Source organism: Secundilactobacillus similis DSM 23365 = JCM 2765, assembly GCF_001311075.1.
Lineage (GTDB): Bacteria > Bacillota > Bacilli > Lactobacillales > Lactobacillaceae > Secundilactobacillus > Secundilactobacillus similis.
This window is the reverse complement of record NZ_BBAD01000064.1, coordinates 1-20145: the sequence shown is the minus strand read 5'-3', so window position 1 is coordinate 20145 and position 20145 is coordinate 1. Positions and strand designations below refer to the sequence as shown.

Sequence of the window (20145 nt, the reverse complement as noted above, 5' to 3'; positions counted from 1 at the left end):
AGAGCTATGTATAAGGGCGTCCCAAGTAAACCTACCCAAAACCGGTAGCTTCACTTGGAACGCCCTTATACGCCGCTCTCTAACCGCTTCTCCTCACGCTCTATTCCTGCGCCCGATACCGGCTCGGCGACAACCCAGTATACTTCTTAAACGAAGTCGAAAAGTAGTAAATATTTTGAAAACCAACGGCAACCGCAACGTCTGCGATCGATGCCGAGGTGTTTAATAACATCCGCGCCGCTTCTTCCATTCGGTACTGCATCAAGAACTCTGCTGGAGAAAGCCCGATGGTTTGACGGAGCACTCTTACTAGGTAGTTGGCCCGCTGGTCGAAGTGGTTGCTTAACGTTGTTGCGGTAATTTTGTCGCGGAAATGCTTCTTTAAGTACTGTTGAATCGACAGCGACAACTGTGTCAGTTCGTTTTGTGCATTATCCTGCGCCTGCAACTTCGCCAACAGTTGGATGAAGAGTTGTTGCGATTCAAAGAACTGCTTTGATTGGCAGTTATATTCCTTGGAAACCAGTTGATCGACCAGTTTATAAATCGCGTCTGGTTCCTTCAGTGCCCGCCGCTGCATCAAAAACAGCGTCTGAACGGGTACTGGCGGATGGAGCATCAGTGACTTCATTGAGTTTTTAGCCGGCGTTAACCCGGCCTGCACATGCCAATCACCGGCAACGTAGCCGTAGATCCAGTCCAGCGCTACCTTTCCCGATTTGGCCCACCACACGTACTTGTGATGACCCGGCATCATAATGAAGACTTCGCCAGCATTGACCTGTTGTTCCACCCCGTCTTGGACCATCATGAGCTGTCCCTGGCGCACAAAGGCAAACACAAAGTATTCCAAATGCACCTGATTCTGCTTGCCAGCATCCGCAGTTAAGTCAATGTGCCGGCCCTCAATAAAGGTCGGCAACGGTAAGCAAGACAGCGACAGATATGCGGTCTGTGTCATACGGTATTCCTCCTCGTCAACGCCACTTTTTCGTTAGAAATCTAACGTTCGGTTGTTGAATTACCTTTATGATAACATGATTTCGTCAAGAGTCACACTGTTTGACCTTCAAATTTTTCACAAAATTTACTGATATTAAAAAAGCTATAAATCCATTAACCATAGGACTTATAGCTTTTTAATATTTTTATTTTTGCAAAAATTCACTAACTATTTGCTGTACCGCTTGGTTATCTTCGGGCTTTCCAATCGAGATTCGGAGCCACTCATCACCTAGACCAGTTCGGACTAAGTAACCGTTTTGGAGCAACTTTTCGGCTAAGTCAGCAGCGCCTTCGATTCGCATAAAGATAAAGTTAGCCTGCGGTTCATAGAAGGTAACGTCCTGTTCAGTCAAGAACGCCGTCCACTTCTCCCGTTCAGCCGCAATCGTCTGCACAACTTGATCCACAAAGCCTTGATCCTTGTAGGCCGCTTCGGCCGCAATTTCCGCAAAACTACTTAAGTTATACGGCAACCGAACCGTCTGCAACGTGCTGGCCAACGCTGGCGCAACCACTGCGTAACCCACGCGGAAGTTCGCTAATCCGTAGGCCTTGGAGAACGTCCGCAGCACAACTAGGTTACTGAATTTTGACATCAACGCTAACGCCGATGGATTGGCCTCGGCCGTCACGAAGTCGATGTAGCTTCATCAACCACCACCGTTACCCGTTCTGGCACCTTTGCCAAAAAGGCTTCGATGGCGTCTCGCATCGTATACGTCGAGGTTGGGTTGTTAGGGTTGCAGAGCCAAATCATCTGGGTTTTATCCGTTACCGCAGCAGCTAACGCATCCAAATCGGTTTCCCCGGCATCGGTTGCAGGCACGTCCACCAACTTGGCACCTTCAATCGCTGCGTGCAATGCGTACTCTGAGAAGGTTGGTCGGGTCAAGACCACTTCATCATCCGGCGCAATAACGTCCGCGAGAGCAGTTGAATGATCTCATCCAGCCCATCGCCAAACACCAGCGTTGCTGGATCAATGTTCAACCGTGCCGCAATCAGCTGGCGTAATCCGTTCACGTTACTATCCGGATAACGGTTGGCATCCGTAAAGTTCCAGGCCCGGAGTGCTTCACCCACCTTAGGCGAGGTCCCAAAGGCATTTTCATTCGCCGACAACCGCACCAACTTATCGAGGCCACGTTGTTGTTTTAATTCAGCCAGCGTTAATTCTGGCGTGTACGCCGTTAACTTTGAAATGGCTTGTTTGACCATGTCGACCCCTCCTTATAACTCTTGAATGTCGCGTCGTTCCTTGGTTTTGCTCATGAGGCCTTCGCGTTCGGCCAGTTCACGTTTGATTTGATCAACGCTGATGCCACGGTCAACCATCAACACGAGAATGTGGTAAGCCAAATCGGACACTTCGTAGATAAACTCGTCGTCACTGTCGTTCTTGGCAGCCACGATGACTTCGGTAGACTCTTCGCCGACCTTCTTCAAGATCTTATCTAAGCCCTTTGTAAACAAGTAATCCGTGTACGACCCTTCTTTAGGGTTCGCCTTCCGGTCTAAAATTAATTGGTACAGTTCGTCTAAATCCTGCATAGTATCCCTCTTTCGTTAGTCCAGTTCAATATCGCGGTAAAAGCAGCTGGTGTGCCCGGTGTGGCACGCAGGGCCTTCGGGAATCACCCGCACCAGCAACGTGTCTTCGTCACAGTCGATCTGCATCGCTACAATTGCTTGTGTGTTACCACTCGTTTCGCCCTTGTGCCAGTATTCTTGCCGGCTACGAGACCAAAACCAGGTCTGCTTCGTCTCAAGGCTTCGTCGGTAACTTTCAGCGTTCATGTACGCCATCATCAGCACCCGGTCGGTGTTATCATCCACCACGATGGTGGGGATCAAACCGTCCGCGGCCCCTTCAAAATTCGGTTTTAACGTACGATCACTCCGTCCTCTCTAAGCGTCTGTTTCACATCACTAATCGTCAGTTCGCCAAAGTGAAACACGGAGGCGGCCAAAGCAGCGTCAACGTCGGTTTCGTCAAATACCTCGGTGAAGTGTTCCAACTTACCGCAGCCACCCGATGCAATGATCGGCACGTTAACAGCGGCAGTTAAGGCCTGGTATAGTTTCAGGTCAAAGCCTGATTTAGTCCCATCCTTATCCATACTGGTCACCAGCAATTCGCCGGCGCCAGCGGCCACGCCCTGTTTCGCCCACTCAATGACGTCTAAGTCGGTCGCTTTGCGGCCACCGTTCACGTAAACCACGTAACGACCAGCCTCAGCATCCCACTTACTATCGATGGCAAGCACGATACACTGACTACCAAATTTTTCGGCGCCTTCAGTGATCAACTCAGGGTTGGTCACGGCAGCGGAGTTCACCGCCACCTTGTCCGCACCAGCTTTCAACAGCCGTTGCATATCATCAACGCTGTGAATCCCACCACCAACGGTCAGTGGCATAAACACCTGACTGGCTACTTTTTCAATCGTATCCACGATGGCTTTGCGTTTTTCATTGGTTGCGGTAATGTCCAAAAAGACTAGCTCATCCGCGCCCTGTTCCTCGTAAGCTGCCGCAATTTCGGTTGGATCGCCCACGTCCGTCAAATTGACGAAGTTAACGCCCTTCTTCACCCGGCCATGATCCACGTCCAGGCAGGGAATGATTCGTTTAGCTAACATCGGCGGCCACCTCCGCTAAGGTTGCGAGCGGTAAGTCACCCGTGGCCATTGCTCGGCCGACGATGGCGGCTTTGATACCGGATTGTGCCAGCGTCTTTAAGTCATCCGCCGTGGTCACACCACCTGAAGCAATGACTTCAGTGGTTGGAAAGGCCGTTTGAAGTTCGGTCAACAACGCGGTATTTGGTCCGCTTAACGTCCCGTCCTTTTCGATGTCGGTGACGACGAAGTTCACAACGCCGAAGGCCACCATTGACGACATCAAGGTTGCCATCGTGACGTCACTTTCTTCCAGCCAGCCGGAAATGGCAACTCGGCCATCCTTACCATCGATGCCGACAACGATTTGGTCGTTACCAAATTGATCGATGGCTTGTTGCACCAACTCAGGGTTGGTCAACGCAGCGGAACCCAGGATCACCCGGTTAACCCCGCTCGTGAGGTAGCCGTTGATTTGAGCGAGGGTGCGGATACCGCCCCCCACTTCCACTTTGAGGTTGGTTTCGGTACAAATCTGTTCGATCAGGTTGCGGTTGACCGGCCGACCAGTCTTGGCGCCGTCCAAGTCAACGAGGTGCAACCGGGTCAAGCCAGCTGCTTCGATTTGCTTGGCTTGTTCAATTGGATCGTTAGCGATCAGGGTTGTTTGGTCAAAGTCTCCCTGGTACAAGCGGACACTCTGTTGGTTTTTTAAATCAATTGCGGGAATAATCTGCATGTGCTACCACTTCCTTAAATGCGTTAAGTCCGTTCAGGCCAACTTTGGCACTCTTTTCGGGGTGAAATTGCATCCCGATGACGTTGCCGCGACGCACGATGCTAGGCACCGTCACGCCGTAATCTGCGGTTGCCAGAATGTTTTCCGGTGCCGTCTTTGCGTAGTACGAGTGAACGAAGTAAGTCGATTGTTGGTCAAAACCGTTAGCAATCGGATCCGCCTGCGTGACCTGATTTTGGTTCCAGCCCATGTGAGGCACTTTGATGCCTAGGTCAGTTGGGAATGGCACCACATCGCCGGGAATCAAACCCAGCCCAGCGGTTTCACCAAATTCAAAACTACGGTCAAACAACAGCTGCATGCCTAAGCAGATGCCCAACATGGGCACACCCTTACCGGCAACTCGTTTGATGACATCAATCAGGTTGCGTTCGTTTAACGCGTCAACCGCCTTCTTAAAGGCGCCAACCCCGGGAAGAATCAGGCCATCCGCCGCTTCGATCACTGCGGGATCGGCGGAGAGCACGTTATCGATGCCCAGATAATCCAAGGCATTTTTCACGTTGCGGGTGTTCCCCGTGTCATAGTCAATGATGACGATCATCTAGATCACTCCCTTGGTCGATGGCACCCCTTTGATCTCCGGGTTCAGCGTGACGGCTGCGCGGGTTGCGCGGCCCAGTGCTTTAAACAGTGTTTCGATTTTGTGGTGGGTGTTCCGGCCGTACAGGACTTCCGCGTGGAGGTTCAGTTCGGCGTTGAAGGCGAAGGCTTGGAAGAAGTCCTCGGTTACTTCAGTATCGTAACCACCCAGTTTAGGATTGGTAAATTCCGCGTTGAAGACCAAGTAGGCCCGGCCGGATAAATCAACGATCACCCGACTCAACGTTTCGTCCAGTGGAATCGTGGCTTCACCAAAGCGTTCGATGCCTGCTTTGTCGCCAAGGGCTTCCTTCAACGCCATCCCAAGGGCGATGCCAACATCTTCTGTGGTATGGTGCGGATCCACGTCCAGGTCACCGTTGGCTTTGACCACCAGACCAAAGCGGCCGTGGCGGGCAAAGGCGTCCAACATGTGGTCGAAGAAACCAATGCCAGTGTCAATATCAATCGTGTCATAGTTATCTAGGTTTAAACTCAGTTCGATCTGGGTTTCTTTGGTATCACGTTTAATCGTTGCTTGTCTCATCTAATCGCTCCTTAGTCCTTGAACCGAGCTTCAACGGCGCGAGCGTGACCTTCAAGGCCTTCGACCCGGGCCAACTTAGTGATAGCCTTTTCTTCACGCTTCAAAGCAGCCTTGCTGTAGGTCACAAATTGAATCCGTTTAACGAAGTCCGAAACCCCAAGTGGTGAGAAGAACCGGGCAGTCCCGCCAGTAGGCAAGATGTGGTTAGGACCGGCAACGTAATCCCCAACGGGTTCAGAGGCGTTGAAGCCTAAGAACACGGACCAGCGTTCTTAATTTGGTTCAAATACTGCATGGCGTCTTCCAGTTCAATTTCCAAGTGTTCTGGTGAAATGGCGTTCATGACGGTGAAGGCTTCGTCTAAGTCTTTAACTACGGCGATGAAGCCCTTGTTAGCAACTGAGGCACTAGCGATTTCTTGTCGTGGTAAGGTCTTCAACTGTTCGTCGATTTCAGCACTAACAGCTTCCGCAAACTTGAGGCTTGGAGTGACCAACATTGGCCGGGCGAGCTTGTCGTGTTCAGCTTGTGACAACAGGTCAGCGGCAACGTTGCTTGCGTCAGCACTGTCATCCGCAATCACACCGATTTCAGATGGACCGGCGATCATATCAATATCAACTTGGCCGAAGACCTGCTTCTTAGCAACGGCCACGAAGATGTTCCCAGGACCGGTAATCTTGTCCACACGTGGGATACTTTCAGTCCCGTATGCTAAAGCAGCGATGGCTTGTGCGCCACCCACTTGGTAAACTTCGTCAATGCCAGCAACCTTAGCGGCGGCTAATACGGCTTGGCCGATACCATCCTTTTGTGGTGGGGTGACCATGACGATTTTTTCAACACCGGCTAACTTAGCGGGAATCACGTTCATCAAAATTGATGATGGGTAAGCAGCTGTCCCACCTGGCACGTACAAGCCAACGGCGGCTAATGGCGTGATCTTTTCACCACGGACAACACCGGGTTGTTCAGCGTCCACGAAGCCGTTTTGAATTTCTTTTTCGTGGTAGCTGACCACGTTGCGCTTCGCCAAGTTTAAGGCGTCGATCAGTTCTTGATCCGCGTTTTCGTAAGCGGCATCGATGTCAGCTTGTGGCACCCGTAAGCTGTCGAGTTCAACCTTGTCGAACTTTTGGCTGTATTCTTTGAGGGCGGCGTCACCATTCTTGATCACGTTTGCGATGATTCCAGCAACGGTGGCTTCAACTTCGGGTTGGTTAGCTTGTTGGTCAGTTTGACGGTCAACTTGTTCAAGCAATTGGTCTAAGGTTTGGTCTTTTAAAATTTTCATTATGCGTTCACTCCTAAGGTTTGTAGTTTATCAATAAAGTTGCGGATCTCGGTGCGGTACTGCTTAACGGCTAAGCGGTTCACCACCAGCTTGGTGCTGACGGGCTGTAATTCCGCGTAGACGTGCAGGTCGTTTTCCTTCAACGTCGTCCCGGTTTCGGTGATGTCGACGATGGCATCCGCCAAGCCAATCAGCGGCGCCAGTTCCACGGACCTTCAATCTTAATAATTTCAACGTCTTCGCCGATGCTTTGGAAATACCGCTTGGTGATGTTCGGGTACTTCGTGGCAATGATCTTCCGGCGGACCTGTTGCGGATTGAAGTCTCGGGTGGAGGCGAGCACGAAGCGGCATTTGCCAACCCCCAAATCTAACATGGCATATTGGGGATTGTTTTGCTCAGCTAAGATGTCGCTGCCAACGATGCCGATTTGCACTGACCCGTTGTTGAGGTAGGTCAGCACGTCCGGCCCCTTGACTAAGATGGTTTCAAATACCGGATCTTCATCGAAAATCAAGCGTCGACCCTTGTTGCGGATCCCGCTACAATCAATGCCACCGGCTTCTATCAGCGGCACGACTTGTTGCTCTACCCGGCCCTTCGTTAGGGCAATTTTGATTGGCATAACCTCACCTACTTTCCGTTAAGTCTAAGAGTTGTTTGTTGGTGCTGACGGCGATGCGCGTGGCTTCTTCGCGGCTGTCTGCCAAACACAGTGAACTGTTCGGCGTTGTTTGAAGCGTTTGTTCTGCCAGTTGCCACTGCGATTCCTCGAAGTAGATCAAGGTTTGCTGCGGCGTTTCGGGCTCCGGCATCCGGTCGGCTAAGGCGTCGACATCGAAGGCGAGACCAACGGCTGGTTCCTTCACCTGCTGGAAGCTTGTCAGCAAGTCGTCATAACGTCCACCACTGAACAGGTAATCCGCGGCATTTTGCGTGTACCCCCGGAAAGCCATTCCCGTGTAGTAGCTTTGCGGCGACGGAATGCTCAAGTCGAGCACCACTTGTTGGTCAGGTGATTGGGTGCGAATGAAGCCCGCCGTTGCTTTCAAATCATCGATCACTGGTTTCAAAGTCGCAATCTCCGGTAACGTCCCAACGACCTGCATCACGCTGTCAAAGTCGCCAAACAACCAAGGCCACTCAGCTAAAAATGCTTCAAACGCGGTATCCGTAAGCGGCGTGATCAACTGATTGTAGCGGGTCAGGTCTTTGTCAAACAACGCCTTCTTCAACGCTTGCTTGGTTGGCAGTGGAATCGGTAAGGCTTGTAGCACCCCTTCGATGAACCGCGCATCGCTCAGTTCCAAGGTCATGTCGGTGATACCAGTTTGTTGGCATACAGCTAAGGCAATTTTGAGGCATTCCCATTCACCTTTGAGGCTGGCGTAACCAACGAGTTCGATGCCGGCTTGGGTGAGTTGATTGTAGCTCCCAGAAAGTTGCTTCTTCACCCGGAACACATCGCCGCTGTAGTACCACTTCGCCGGTAACTCGATCCCCGTCGTACTCATCATCCGAGCAACCGGTAACGTCAGGTCTGGCCGAAGCACCAACGCTTCACCCTGTTCATCCAATAATTGATATGGCCGGTAGTTCGCTAGGTTCAGCGGTTTGAACACATCGGCATATTCGAGAATCGGCGTGGTCAATTTGGCAAAGCCGCGTTGTTTAAACAACGTAAACAATTGGGACGCAATGGTTTCCTTGATAGCCGCTCGAACGCCGAACTCATCTCTGGTCCCATTTGGTAAATTTCGATTTTTCATGTCCGCTCACTCCCATTTCGATAACTGTGACAAAATCAGGTTCGCAGCGCACCGCTGAAAAACAAAAATCCTCGCAACCAAGCATTCACTTAGTTACGAGGACGATTTAATCGCGGTTCCACCTCAATTTGCCGCCACCTCACAGTGACGACCTTACGTTGCCAATAACTAGTCGTCGGTCTAATCCCACCGAGAACAGTTACGGTAACCCTGATAACGCTAAACATGCGGAGCAGCCTACTTGATTCAGCTGTCAGTTCATAGACGTGTGTTCGTAATCCCCACCGATCCGGTTCCCATCATCCCGGACTCGCTTCGCGTTGGCTAATTACTACTTTTTCTAATCACAACTTTATTTTGTCATTTAGTTTTAATGTATGGGTACAGTTTACAAAGTGAATTCTCATTTGTCAACAGATTTACTTAAATATTTTTAATTTAACTGTCGTTTGTGTCCAGCGATAGTGTGCGGAGCGAGACGGGTTGAGAGCAGTGTGCAAGGCGACATTGGTGAAGGCGCCCGGGCCTGGCGGTTTTACCGATGTCGACTTGCATGCAGCTCTCAGTCTCGCGCAGCACCATTCGGCGTGGTGGCCAGAAAGCGCGTGGTTGACAAGTTCTTACAACTTCAGGAACCCTGGAAATAACAGTTTAAGTGGCGCCGAATTTTGTAGCCTGAGAGCGCCGGTTTTCATGCGGCTTTGGCGAGCGAAGCGATGACAAACAGTCTTCACCCAAATTGCACCCAACACTTACGCTGGACACAAGCGACAGCATCCTACAGTTGATCCATCACCATATGATACCCATGGCCAACCTCAGCAATACTATGCGCATCACTCCCGTAAACCAGCGGAATGCCAAGGGCCTGTGCTTGGCGAACAATGCCCAAGTTAGGATAGGTTTCATTACAGAATTCTTTGTAAAGGCCCGCCGCGTTGTAGTCGAGTTCACGACCCTGATCATGAATCAGGTTCAGTAACCGGTCAATTTCAGCCTGCGTCGCGTCATCATAGGTCCGTGGTAACTGGAAGTAATCTTGGAATTTGCGAATCAATGTGATATGGCCGATGCGTTTTGGCGCGTACTTGCCTAAATCAGCCAACACGGCCGTTTGAAGGGCTTTGAAATACTGCTGGTACAACGCTTGGCCATCCGCCGCGTTCGTCAGCAATCCCTTATCAAAGTCACCAGTCGTATCGTCCACGCACCAGAACTTGTCGGCCGTTCCCTGCATAAAGTGCACGGACAACACGTTATCGGTCGTTTGTGGCCCGTACTCGTTCAAAAAGTTGCGGGTCCAGTCAACGTGGTGTGGTAGAAAATCAACTTCAAAGCCAACGTTGATGTGAATCTGATCATCATACTTAGCTTGCATCTGCCGGCATTTTGTAAAGTAGGCTGGTAAATCGCTCATCGCCATTGAGGCCTCAGTTAAACCCGTTAACTCACCCGCGTACTCTTGCTGAAATGTTGGTGGTAATGGTGCGTGCTCTGTAATGCTGTACGTATCGAAACCAAACTGAATTGCCTTTTGAATCATTAACTCAACGTCATCGCCGCTTCCGTGCGGACAAAATTCCGTATGTGAATGACCATCTTTTTTGTTCATAATTTCACCTCATTTTATAACGTAACCGATTTCATTTGCTATAATTGGGACAGTGTATCTGAATTGCATTTTAACCAAAGGAGGAACACGATGGCAAGAGAGACAAGCATCACCGTTGCAAACAGTATTAAACCAGATCCCGGTTTTATCAACCTTCTAGAGATTGATGACAGCATTATCGTGGATCTTAAGTACGCGACGACCGATAATTTTACCGGCCAAGTCATCTACGATTTCACGACTGCAGTTGCTCGAATTGGCACCGCTAAAAAATTAGGTATCGCTGCCCAACTTTTCAAAGCACAGGGTACCGCATCAAAATCTGGGACGCCTACCGACCAACGACCGCTCAAAAGCGCTTGTATGAAGTCTATCCGGACGATACCTGGGTCGCGCAACCCAATCCTAACTATAGTCATGAAAAGGGCGTCACTTTTGACATGACGCTCACCGACCTTGCGGGTCACGAGCTCCCCATGCAGAGTGAATTTGACGACTTCTCGGATCGTGCTAAACGCAACTATCCGCGTAATCGCGAACAGGAGCGGTACTATCAACTCCTAAACACCATCATGACCAAGGCCGATTTTCACGGCTATGAGAACGAATGGTGGGATTTCATGGACAACGATGCGGATGCGTACGAGCCCATGCAGGTCGATCCCAACGACTATCGAATTGAATAAAGGAGGAACCTATTCATGGGTTTAACACAACCATTTCTCGACCCGGTCAGCGACACAAAACCGGGGCCACGTAACCTCATCACTGACGTTCCTGGCGTCACGGTTGGCCAAACGACCATCAAGGACGGCACCCACAACACCGGCGTCACGGTCATTAAACCGGCACAAGACAACGTCTTCTTAAACAAATTACCAGCCGCCGCCCACGTCATCAACGGTTTCGGCAAGAGCACCGGCTTAGTCCAAGTCAATGAACTCGGCACCCTCGAAACACCAATCGTTTTGACAAATACCTTCGCAGTCGGTACCGCCGAAACTGCGTTGGTCAAAGCCATGACCGCCGATAACCCAGATATCGGTAACACAACCGGTACCGTCAATCCGGTGATCATGGAATGCAACGACGGCGACATCAACGATATCCGTGACATCTCCGTCACGGAAGCCGACGTTCAAAACGCCCTCGCCAACACCGCTGAATCCTTTGAAGAAGGCACGGTTGGTGCCGGTGTCGGTATGAGCACCTATGACTTAAAAGGTGGTATCGGCTCAGCTTCCCGAACAATTGAAATTGACGGTAAGCCCTTCACGATGGGTGCCCTCGTGCTCTCCAACTACGGCTTCATGCGCGATTTAAACATCTACAATGAACCAATCGGCCAAAAACTCGCCGACTACAAAGCCAGCAAGAAGCAAAAGGAAAAGGGCAGTATTATCACCATTTTGGCAACTGATATTCCCTTTAACTCACGCCAGTTAACCCGGATCAGCAAGCGGGCTAGCGTCGGCATCACCAGAACCGGCGCCTTCATCGGTAACGGCAGTGGCGAAATCGTCCTCGCTTTCTCAACCGCTAACCGAATCGCCCACTATCCAAAGACTGAGCTCACCACGCAAGCGGCCATTAGCGATGATAAATTCGACCGCTACTTCCGCATGACCGTTTCGGTTGTTGAAGAAGCCGTCCTCAGTGTGCTGACTCATGCAACCACGATAACCGATCGTAAGGGTCAGCCACGGTTGAGCTTGAAGGATGCGATTGATGAGTATCAGCAGGATTGTTTTGATCCGGCTTTAGAGCGGTTGGAATCGAAATTGGGATTGTAGATTGGGGTGTCGGCTGTTTTTCGTCGCTTCGCTCGCCAAAGCCGCATATAAATCAGCGCTTTCTGGCCACCATGCCGAATGGTGCTGCGCGAGACTGAGAGCTGCATGTAAGGCGAGTCCGGTAAACCCGTCAGGCCCGGGCGCCTTCACCGGACTCGCCTTACACACTGCTCTCAACCCGTCTCGCTCCGCACACTTACGCTGCACACAAACGTAAATCAAAATAGAAAACAGGTTTCGATCAACCATCGGAACCTGCTTTTTGTGTGTCACTAAAGAATCTCAACCGCCCAATGCCGCGCATTATAAGCCATCGCAAACTTAAATAGCGGTAGCCAATAAGCGCCATCAATCGGGTCAGAGACGTGAACAAGGTCGCCTGAAATACCGTCCAGCAACACGGCATGGTTGTTGCTCAACGCCTTGCCAAAGTGGTAAACGTTCATTTCCGGGGTCTCGAATCCAACTGTCACATAGGTCACGACTGGGTTCCGGCGCTTCAAGCAGCCCAGCAACTGCGAAATCGTGGCCCCACTAACGTTACGAACCTTGCCGTATCGTCGGCCCCATTTTACCAACGCATCGGGAAAAATCGCTTCAAACCGACTTCACGTTATCATCTGGTGCACCGCCAAATCCGTGGTACGGGTTATAATCTGCAGCAACTGGGACTTGATCAATGAAACCTTGGTAGTCCAGTTCCGACACCAGACCTTTAAGATGTAACCCTTCCAGTAACGCCGCGGGTTCGCAACCGTTGGGCATTCCCCAGAAGTTTTGGTTAATGTTTTCGGCATTTAAACAGCGATAGGTCGCCGTTTGGGTCCGTGGCCAACCTTGTGTGCCGGTCAGCGCAACGGTGTCAGTTTTGGCAACGTACTGTTGGGCTTCAAGTTGGTAGTAGTGGACTCCGAATAGGTCCGTTACTTCCGCCAACACTGGTACGATCGTTGCAGTCGACAAATGGCCAACTTCGTTCCCGCAATCATCGCGGACCGTCGCGCCACTTGGCGTCACAATTTGGATATTGGCTGGATGCTGTGGCATAAACGTAAACGTCATTTTATGACCAATCACGTACACATCAGCGCCCCGAAGCAACTCGCCATCCGGGGTTTCGTAGTATCGGCCATCAATCGTTTCCACCCGCGCAACAACTGCCAACCGGTCGTTTAACTGGTGGTGGCGCCCAAGTTTACCGGTAATCCGAATGCCCGTGAAACCTCGTGGTTGGGTCACTTGAACAGTTTGAATTGTCGCCAATGCCAATCGGAGCTGAATGTCTGGGAACAATACCACATCGCCCATTGCAATAAACCCAGCTGGGGTCTGATACCAAGTTTGATATGGCGCTTCATACACCGCACTGATTGTCAACTGATCTTGCCACTCCGTCAGTGTCACTAGCTGCCCCAACCGGTCCACGATGCGACTGCCTTCAACTGGGCGGACAACACCGGTTCGAACCTGCTTAAACCGCTTAATTAATTTCATACGTGTGCCCTCACATCATCAATCACCGCCTGCGCCATCTTCACGGATTGGTCATTAAACAGCGGTGGTAGGTCGTCTAACGGAAAATACTTCACCTGAACCGTCTCATCCGTCACGTGGTCCAGCAACTGACCGCCCGTCTGCCGAACGAGGTACAACGCCGTAATCAACTGCGTCTGATCACCATTCGGATAAGTGTAAAAATCCTTATCGAACAGCTTGATCAGCCGAACTGGTTCCACCTCAAGGCCGGCGTCTTCCAGATACTCGCGCTGACACGTTTCCGCAAACGACGCGCCAAATTCCATGTAGCCACCCGGAAAACTCCAGTCGCCCGTATCCGCCCGTTCCTGCAATAGCAGCCGATTTTGATCATCCAATAACGCGCCCGCCGCCGTATTTAAAATCAACGGCCGGTGCCCAACTAATGTGCGAAGCTCGTGAATATAATCTGCCAATCAAACCACTCCCGATCACTTAGATTACCCCAATTATAGCAGACTCTAAGTCGGCGCCAGATTAAAAATGTAGCCGAACCCCCGTACCGTTTTGAGGTACTGGGGTTGTTTGGCATCCCGCTCGATCAGCTTGCGTAGTTTACTAATGTGCGAATCGATTGAGCGTAACGTTGAATCTTTGCCGTTGCGCCACACCCCCTCGGCAATCTGAACCCGAGTCAGCACCACGTTTTCGTTTTGGATGAAGAACACCAGTAAGCGAAAATCAATCGGTCCTAAATTAAGCCGTTGCTGATCGACCGTAACCGCATAGTGCTGAAAATCAATTTTAAGCGGCCCAACCTCCAACAACGCCGATGGTTGAACAACCGCTTGTTGGTGAAAATATCGCCAGACCTTTTGCTGCAGTCGCGCCCCCAGCAACGTACTGGGCTGACTTAAATCTAATAAATCATCGAAGTGGTAGGCGACGAGTAACTGACAGGCTAGCTCATCCGCAAGTGCCTGTCGGTGAATCCCTAACAGCAAGCCTTGAAACTGTTGTCGCAGCACGCCGAGGTCGATCGATGGCGTCGTGGTGGCGTAGTACTGATCTAAATCTAGGATCACCATCAACTGGCTATCCCGGTTAAGCAATAGGTCTGGCAATAACCTCGGACTATTAATAAACTGCCACTCAGCAACAAGGGGTTGCAGGTTCTGACGCAGCATCACGTCATCACTAATGAGTATAATTTTGCGTTCCATGTTTGATCCTCTTTTCATTCGGGTCATCGAACTGTTATTAAGTCGCAAATAACATAGTCATTTTTCAATTAGTGTCTTTACACGTTACATATTTTGTTACTTTGAACCTTATTTTAAAAATCTTTACTTAGTTATGTCATATTCTGAAAGCAGAAAAAACCCAATTTACAAAACTTTTACACAACCTATACATTAACTTTACGTTGAGGTTCTATACTGTGCCTGTAACTTAGAAATCCCGACTTGAGGGATAATAACTTTTAAAGGGGAAACGACCATGCAAAAAAAGACGTTGATCAGTTCATTGGTGGCCTTCAGTGTTGCCGGCCTATTATTAGGTGGTTGTGGCAATTCTAACTCAAGCAAAAAATCAAGTGAAAGTGACAAGACACCAACTACTAAGATCACGGCAGTTGGGTCAACCGCCCTTCAACCATTAGTTGAACAAGCGGCTCAGGATTATCAGGCTCAAAACAAGGGCGTTAACTTAACCGTTCAAGGTGGTGGCTCTGGTACTGGTCTTAGCCAAGTGCAACAGGGTGCCGTTCAGATTGGGAACTCCGACATCTTCGCTGAACAACAATCCGGCGTTAAAGCTAAGACATTAGTCGATCACAAGGTTGCCGTTGTGGGCATGGCCCCCGTCATCAACAAGGACGTGAACGTGACCAACGTCACCATGGCGCAATTACGTGACATCTTCACTGGTAAGATCACCAACTGGAAGGACGTTGGTGGTAAGGATCAAAAGATCTCAGTCGTTAACCGGGCGCAAGGTAGTGGCACTCGAGCAACCTTTGAAGCCGCCGTTTTAGCTGGTAAAAAAGCCATGACCGCGCAAGAACAAGATTCTAACGGAACGGTGCAAAAAATCGTCTCAAGTACGCCTGGCGCTATCAGCTACTTGGCCTTCTCCTACGTCAACAAAGCTGGCGTTAAGCCCCTTTCAATCGACAACGTCAAACCAACTGACGCCAATGTAACGACCAACAAATGGACGATTTGGTCTTACGAACACATGTATACCAAGGGCGAACCAAACGCCGCAACGGCCAAATTCTTAAAGTACATGGACAGCTCAAAAGTTCAAACTGGCCTCGTTAAGAAATTAGGCTACATCAGTATCCACGATATGAAAGTGACTAAAAACGCGCAAAACGTTGTCACTAAGTAACTCGTCTTCAACCCTCGTGTGTGAGACGTGATTGAATAACCGATCAAAGTCCCTCACATTTCAACAGCAACTAAACGTGCATCACCAATAAGCGGAAAGCCGGGCGCCCTTTGACCCGGGTTTCCGCTTATCGCATGATGACATCCTAATAAGGAAGGTCTGCAATGGACGATATTCAAAAACGACTCACCTCATCCTCCAAAGCATCACATCAGGATCGAATCGGTCGACTCATCAGCTACAGCTGTATCGGGGCCATTATCATTCTGGTCGTCAGCATCCTGTACTTCATTACATCCCGTGGGATCGCCACGTTTACCGTTAATCATGTTAACCCTTGGCACTTTTTGACCCACACCGTTTGGAACCCTGGCATGTTGGACGCAGCTGGTCAACCGCAAGTTGGGGCGTTATCTATGATCGTCACTTCGTTTAGCGTCACGATCTTAGCCGCCCTGGTTGCAACACCGTTTGCGATTGCGGTTGCCCTATTCATGACCGACATCGCACCAAAAAACGGTGCTAAATTCCTCCAACCAGTCATCGAGTTACTGGTCGGGATTCCCTCAGTCGTTTACGGGTTCATCGGGTTGACCATGGTTGTCCCCATGATTCGCAACCTATTGGGTGGTACTGGCTCAGGGATTTTAGCCGGTACGATCGTCTTATTCGTGATGATCCTACCGACGATCACCTCTCTCTCCGTTGATGCACTCCGAGCGGTTCCGGCTTATCTGCGTTCGGCCTCGCTGGCACTGGGCGCAACCCGGTTTCAAACCATCTACAAGGTGATTTTACGAGCCGCGATGCCACGGCTTTTAACCGCCATTATCTTCGGGATGGCGCGTGCCTTTGGTGAAGCCCTTGCCGTTCAAATGGTGATTGGGAACGCGGTTTTGATGCCACAAAGCTTAATTTCACCAACTTCAACACTGACTAGTCAATTAACGACCCAAATCGGCAATACCGTGATGGGTACCCTACCCAACAACGCGTTATGGTCACTCGCCTTCATTTTGTTGATCATGTCGCTAGTGTTTAACCTCTTAATTCGATTCATTGGAAAGCGAGGGACTCTTGATCAATGACCTCACATCAAACTGACAAACTGGCTACGCAGCTCATTAACGCGTTAGTGGCCATCGTTGTCCTTATTCTGCTGTTTTTACTTGGTGACATTCTGATCAGTGGTTTACCACACATCAGTTGGCACTTTTTGACCTCACCTGCCGCTTCGTTTAGTGCTGGTGGCGGGATTCGCGACCAGTTATTTAACTCACTGTACCTCTTAGTTTTAACGCTTTTAATTTCATTTCCGCTGGCCCTTGGCGCCGCAATCTACCTCTCCGAATACGCCGCTAAGAACTGGACGACTGGGCTGATTCGAACCGCCATCGAAGTGCTGAGTTCACTGCCATCCGTGGTGGTTGGACTCTTCGGTTACTTAATTTTCGTGATTCAGTTTCACTTTGGTTTTTCGATTTTATCTGGTGCCATCGCGCTGACGTTCTTTAATTTACCCTTACTCGTTCGAAGCATTGAAGGCGCGCTGCACGCCGTTCCTGACAGTCAACGGGAGGCTGGCATTTCGCTGGGGCTCTCTAACTGGAAAACGATTCGGGGCATCATCTTGCCCGTGGCGCTTCCCGGTATTTTGACCGGGATCATTCTAAGCGCTGGTCGAATCTTCGGTGAGGCCGCTGCGCTGATTTACACCGCTGGTCAAAGTGCACCCTTACTGGATTACACGAATTGGAATCCTACTAGTGCGGATAGCTTTTTGAACCCGATGCGTCCCGCCGAAACGTTGGCCGTTCACATTTGGAAGGTCAACACGGAGGGCGTGACACCGGATGCCGTCAGCATTTCGGCCGGGGCGTCTGCTGTTTTGATCATCGTCATTCTACTATTTAACTTAGGCGCTCGAGCGTTCGGGAACCACCTTTACAACAAGTTAACGGGAAGTAAGTGAGGCTACTATGGATAACTACGATTTAACGAAAACCCACATTGTCGCACCAACTGGCCCCATTGCGCTAGCGACCCACGACCTGGAAGTGCTTTACGGTGGCCGTCACCGCTCAATGGTTGATGCCAGTTTGCAGTTTCCGCAAAACACCATCACAGCGCTGATTGGTGCCTCTGGTTCTGGTAAATCCACCTATCTGCGGTCACTAAACCGAATGAACGACCGCATCGCCACGGTAAACGGCCAAATTATGTATCGCGATACGGATATTAACGCCGCTAAAATCAACGTTTATGAGCTTCGCAAACATATCGGCATGGTCTTTCAACAACCCAATCCGTTTGCGAAATCGATTTACGATAATATCACCTTTGCGTTAAAGGCTGACGGTATCACGGATAAAGCCGAACTGGACCAACGCGTTCAACGAAGCTTAGAAGAAGCCGCGCTCTGGGATGAAGTGAAGGATTCCCTGAACCGGAGCGCCCTTTCACTTTCCGGTGGGCAACAACAACGACTCTGTATCGCCCGGACACTGGCAATGGCACCCGATATTTTATTGTTAGACGAACCGGCCAGTGCGCTCGACCCCATTTCAACGGCGAAACTTGAAATGACGCTTAAAAATCTGGCCCAATCCTACACGATCATCATCGTGACCCATAACATGCAACAGGCGTCACGAATCAGTGAGTACACCGCCTTTTTCCACTTAGGACACGTTCTAGAATTTGACCACACCACCACCATTTTTCAAAAACCAACACTTGAAATCACCCACGATTACGTAACCGGTAACTTTGGTTAACGGTTCAGACAAGGAGGTCGCTATGACCGCAATTTTAACCACGAACAACGTGCACCTCTACTACGGTGAAAAAGAGGCCTTGAAGGGTGTCAGCCTCGCCTACGATGACAACAGCATCACCGCCTTGATTGGCCCGTCTGGTTGTGGCAAATCCACCTATTTACGGTGCCTTAACCGGATGAATGACTTGATTCCAAATATCCGCATTACCGGAAGCTTTAACTTTCAGGGGACCGAAATCTACGCCCCCGACACCAATCTCGTGACCCTGCGTCGCCAAATCGGCATGGTGTTTCAACAACCCAACCCCTTTCCGTTTTCCGTTTACGAGAACGTGACGTATGGGCTACGGTTGAACACATCACTTAAGAAGGCTGAGTTGGATGAACGCGTTGAACAAGCACTCCGTCAAGCCGCTATTTGGGATGAGGTCAAAGACGACCTGCACAAAAACGCCATGTCCTTTTCCGGTGGACAGCAGCAACGGATCTGTATCGCGCGGCTACTGGCGGTGCAACCAGATATCATCTTATTAGACGAACCCACCAGTGCGTTAGACCCGATTTCAAGCGTCCAAATCGAAGAAACGTTACTGGCGCTGAAGTCAGACTACACGATCATTATCGTGACCCACAACTTACAGCAGGCCTCGCGAATCGCGGACCGTACGGCATTTATGCTGGATGGTCACCTGATTGAAGTTGACCTGACATCCCAACTATTCACCCAACCCGCGCACCAAGAAACAAGCGACTACATTAACGGCAAATTCGGTTAGGAGCGATTTCATTGAACAATTTATTTACGGAAGCACTCAAACAACTCTCGACGCAGTTGACTGTCATGGGCAACACGGTCAGTGACCAAATTTTCAAGGCGACCCAATCCTACATCGATCATGATAAGGCCGAAGCTCAGGCTCTTATCCAACACGATCAATCAATTAACAGTAGTGAAGTTGACTTGGAGAAACAGGCCCTGACTCTGATGACCCTCCAGCAACCCGTTGCCGACGATTTCCGCAACGTGATCACAATTTTAAAATCCAGCGCGGACCTCGAACGTATCGGCGACCACGCCACCAGTATTGCCCGGGAAACGATCCGGGTGAAGGGCACGCACCGAATCGATGAAATTGAAGCGCAATTGGCAGTGCTCAGCAAACTCATTCGGAACATGCTGGCCGATGCGTTAGCCGCATCTGAAGCTAGAGACCCCGATAAAGCCAAGACCATTGCCGCTCGCGACATTGAAGTTGACCGTCAATTTGACGCTATCCGCCAAGCTGTCATTTCGGCAATGCAACAAGACACCAACGTTGCACAGGCAGGGACAAGCTACCTCTTCGTTGTGAAACTATTGGAACGAATTGGCGACCGTATCGTTAACTTGGCTGAGGAAGTGGTTTATGACCAGACCGGCGAGATTATTGAGTTGAATCAGGGACGGCATACTGAGGATGAGTAACTGTCG

19 protein-coding genes, 5 pseudogenes and 1 other annotated feature are annotated in these 20145 nt (G+C 50.3%); of the genes and pseudogenes, 8 read left to right on the top strand and 16 right to left on the bottom strand.

Annotated features, from left to right (window positions below; translation table 11 throughout):
• Positions 1–100: 100 nt before the first annotated feature.
• The 12 genes and pseudogenes from JCM2765_RS12440 to hisJ all read right to left on the bottom strand — a co-directional run bounded on the left by JCM2765_RS12440 (position 101) and on the right by hisJ (position 10229).
• On the bottom strand, positions 101–961 hold the full coding sequence (locus JCM2765_RS12440) for an AraC family transcriptional regulator (RefSeq protein ID WP_054737017.1): 861 nt from the start codon (positions 959–961) through the stop codon (positions 101–103).
• Between the two features lie 187 nt (positions 962–1148).
• Positions 1149–2223: pseudogene (gene hisC, locus JCM2765_RS12435) on the bottom strand (histidinol-phosphate transaminase).
• 12 nt (positions 2224–2235) lie between these two features.
• Positions 2236–2556, bottom strand: coding sequence for a phosphoribosyl-ATP diphosphatase (gene hisE, locus JCM2765_RS12430; protein WP_054737016.1), 321 nt, complete (start codon positions 2554–2556; stop codon positions 2236–2238).
• Between the two features lie 15 nt (positions 2557–2571).
• A pseudogene (gene hisI, locus JCM2765_RS12425) lies at positions 2572–2892 on the bottom strand (phosphoribosyl-AMP cyclohydrolase); the annotation flags it as partial.
• A complete protein-coding gene (hisF, locus tag JCM2765_RS12420; protein WP_054737015.1) occupies positions 2889–3647 on the bottom strand; it encodes an imidazole glycerol phosphate synthase subunit HisF in 759 nt (252 codons plus the stop codon). The gene hisF and the pseudogene hisI, both read right to left, overlap by 4 nt.
• Positions 3637–4365 (bottom strand): 1-(5-phosphoribosyl)-5-[(5-phosphoribosylamino)methylideneamino]imidazole-4-carboxamide isomerase, encoded by a 729-nt coding sequence (gene hisA / locus JCM2765_RS12415; RefSeq protein ID WP_054737014.1) that lies wholly within the window; start codon positions 4363–4365, stop codon positions 3637–3639. The genes hisF and hisA overlap by 11 nt, the downstream gene beginning before the upstream one ends.
• Entirely contained in the window at positions 4343–4969 is a 627-nt protein-coding gene (gene hisH / locus JCM2765_RS12410; RefSeq protein ID WP_054737013.1) for an imidazole glycerol phosphate synthase subunit HisH, read from the bottom strand. The genes hisA and hisH overlap by 23 nt, the downstream gene beginning before the upstream one ends.
• On the bottom strand, positions 4970–5554 hold the full coding sequence (gene hisB, locus JCM2765_RS12405) for an imidazoleglycerol-phosphate dehydratase HisB (protein ID WP_054737012.1): 585 nt from the start codon (positions 5552–5554) through the stop codon (positions 4970–4972).
• Positions 5555–5565: 11 nt separating this feature from the next.
• Positions 5566–6848: pseudogene (hisD, locus tag JCM2765_RS12400) on the bottom strand (histidinol dehydrogenase).
• A pseudogene (gene hisG, locus JCM2765_RS12395) lies at positions 6848–7473 on the bottom strand (ATP phosphoribosyltransferase). Before hisG ends, hisD begins: the two co-directional pseudogenes overlap by 1 nt.
• Before the next feature lie 4 nt (positions 7474–7477).
• A complete protein-coding gene (locus JCM2765_RS12390; protein WP_054737011.1) occupies positions 7478–8617 on the bottom strand; it encodes an ATP phosphoribosyltransferase regulatory subunit in 1140 nt (379 codons plus the stop codon).
• Positions 8618–8711: 94 nt separating this feature from the next.
• Positions 8712–8974 (bottom strand) — a binding site (T-box leader).
• 421 nt (positions 8975–9395) lie between these two features.
• Entirely contained in the window at positions 9396–10229 is an 834-nt protein-coding gene (hisJ, locus tag JCM2765_RS12385) for a histidinol-phosphatase HisJ (RefSeq protein ID WP_054737010.1), read from the bottom strand.
• 90 nt (positions 10230–10319) lie between these two features.
• On the opposite strand from hisJ, the pseudogene JCM2765_RS12380 reads away from it, so the two are divergent.
• Together JCM2765_RS12380 and JCM2765_RS12375 are read left to right on the top strand one after the other, a co-directional pair.
• Positions 10320–10915: pseudogene (locus JCM2765_RS12380) on the top strand (M15 family metallopeptidase).
• Positions 10916–10930: 15 nt separating this feature from the next.
• Positions 10931–12022 (top strand): DmpA family aminopeptidase, encoded by a 1092-nt coding sequence (locus tag JCM2765_RS12375; RefSeq protein ID WP_054737009.1) that lies wholly within the window; start codon positions 10931–10933, stop codon positions 12020–12022.
• Positions 12023–12294: 272 nt separating this feature from the next.
• Here JCM2765_RS12375 and JCM2765_RS18330 read toward each other — a convergent pair whose 3' ends face one another.
• The 4 genes from JCM2765_RS18330 to JCM2765_RS12360 are packed head-to-tail and all read right to left on the bottom strand — an operon-like array spanning position 12295 to position 14721.
• The gene (locus JCM2765_RS18330; protein ID WP_225352092.1) at positions 12295–12600 is read right to left on the bottom strand and encodes a C39 family peptidase; all 306 of its coding nucleotides are present in this window, start codon (positions 12598–12600) and stop codon (positions 12295–12297) included.
• A 19-nt stretch (positions 12601–12619) separates the two neighbouring features.
• On the bottom strand, positions 12620–13516 hold the full coding sequence (locus tag JCM2765_RS18325) for a hypothetical protein (protein ID WP_225352091.1): 897 nt from the start codon (positions 13514–13516) through the stop codon (positions 12620–12622).
• Positions 13513–13974: an NUDIX hydrolase gene (locus tag JCM2765_RS12365; protein WP_054737008.1), complete on the bottom strand. Its 462-nt coding sequence runs from the start codon at positions 13972–13974 to the stop codon at positions 13513–13515. Before JCM2765_RS12365 ends, JCM2765_RS18325 begins: the two co-directional genes overlap by 4 nt.
• A 45-nt stretch (positions 13975–14019) precedes the next feature.
• Positions 14020–14721, bottom strand: a complete 702-nt coding sequence (locus JCM2765_RS12360; RefSeq protein WP_054737007.1) for a winged helix-turn-helix transcriptional regulator — start codon at positions 14719–14721, stop codon at positions 14020–14022.
• A 277-nt stretch (positions 14722–14998) separates the two neighbouring features.
• On the opposite strand from JCM2765_RS12360, the gene JCM2765_RS12355 reads away from it, so the two are divergent.
• From JCM2765_RS12355 to phoU, 6 genes are all read left to right on the top strand, one after another.
• Complete coding sequence (locus JCM2765_RS12355; RefSeq protein WP_054737006.1) at positions 14999–15895, top strand: phosphate ABC transporter substrate-binding protein; 897 nt, start codon at positions 14999–15001, stop codon at positions 15893–15895.
• A gap of 164 nt (positions 15896–16059) precedes the next feature.
• Positions 16060–16983 carry a phosphate ABC transporter permease subunit PstC gene (pstC, locus tag JCM2765_RS12350; RefSeq protein ID WP_054737005.1) on the top strand — a complete coding sequence of 308 codons (924 nt, stop codon included), beginning with the start codon at positions 16060–16062 and terminating at the stop codon, positions 16981–16983.
• Positions 16980–17867 (top strand): phosphate ABC transporter permease PstA, encoded by an 888-nt coding sequence (pstA, locus tag JCM2765_RS12345; RefSeq protein WP_054737004.1) that lies wholly within the window; start codon positions 16980–16982, stop codon positions 17865–17867. Before pstC ends, pstA begins: the two co-directional genes overlap by 4 nt.
• A gap of 7 nt (positions 17868–17874) precedes the next feature.
• Positions 17875–18672 carry a phosphate ABC transporter ATP-binding protein PstB gene (gene pstB / locus JCM2765_RS12340; protein WP_054737003.1) on the top strand — a complete coding sequence of 266 codons (798 nt, stop codon included), beginning with the start codon at positions 17875–17877 and terminating at the stop codon, positions 18670–18672.
• 22 nt (positions 18673–18694) lie between these two features.
• Positions 18695–19450 (top strand): phosphate ABC transporter ATP-binding protein PstB, encoded by a 756-nt coding sequence (gene pstB / locus JCM2765_RS12335; protein WP_054737002.1) that lies wholly within the window; start codon positions 18695–18697, stop codon positions 19448–19450.
• A gap of 11 nt (positions 19451–19461) precedes the next feature.
• The gene (phoU, locus tag JCM2765_RS12330; protein WP_054737001.1) at positions 19462–20139 is read left to right on the top strand and encodes a phosphate signaling complex protein PhoU; all 678 of its coding nucleotides are present in this window, start codon (positions 19462–19464) and stop codon (positions 20137–20139) included.
• The last annotated feature ends 6 nt before the right edge of the window (positions 20140–20145 follow it).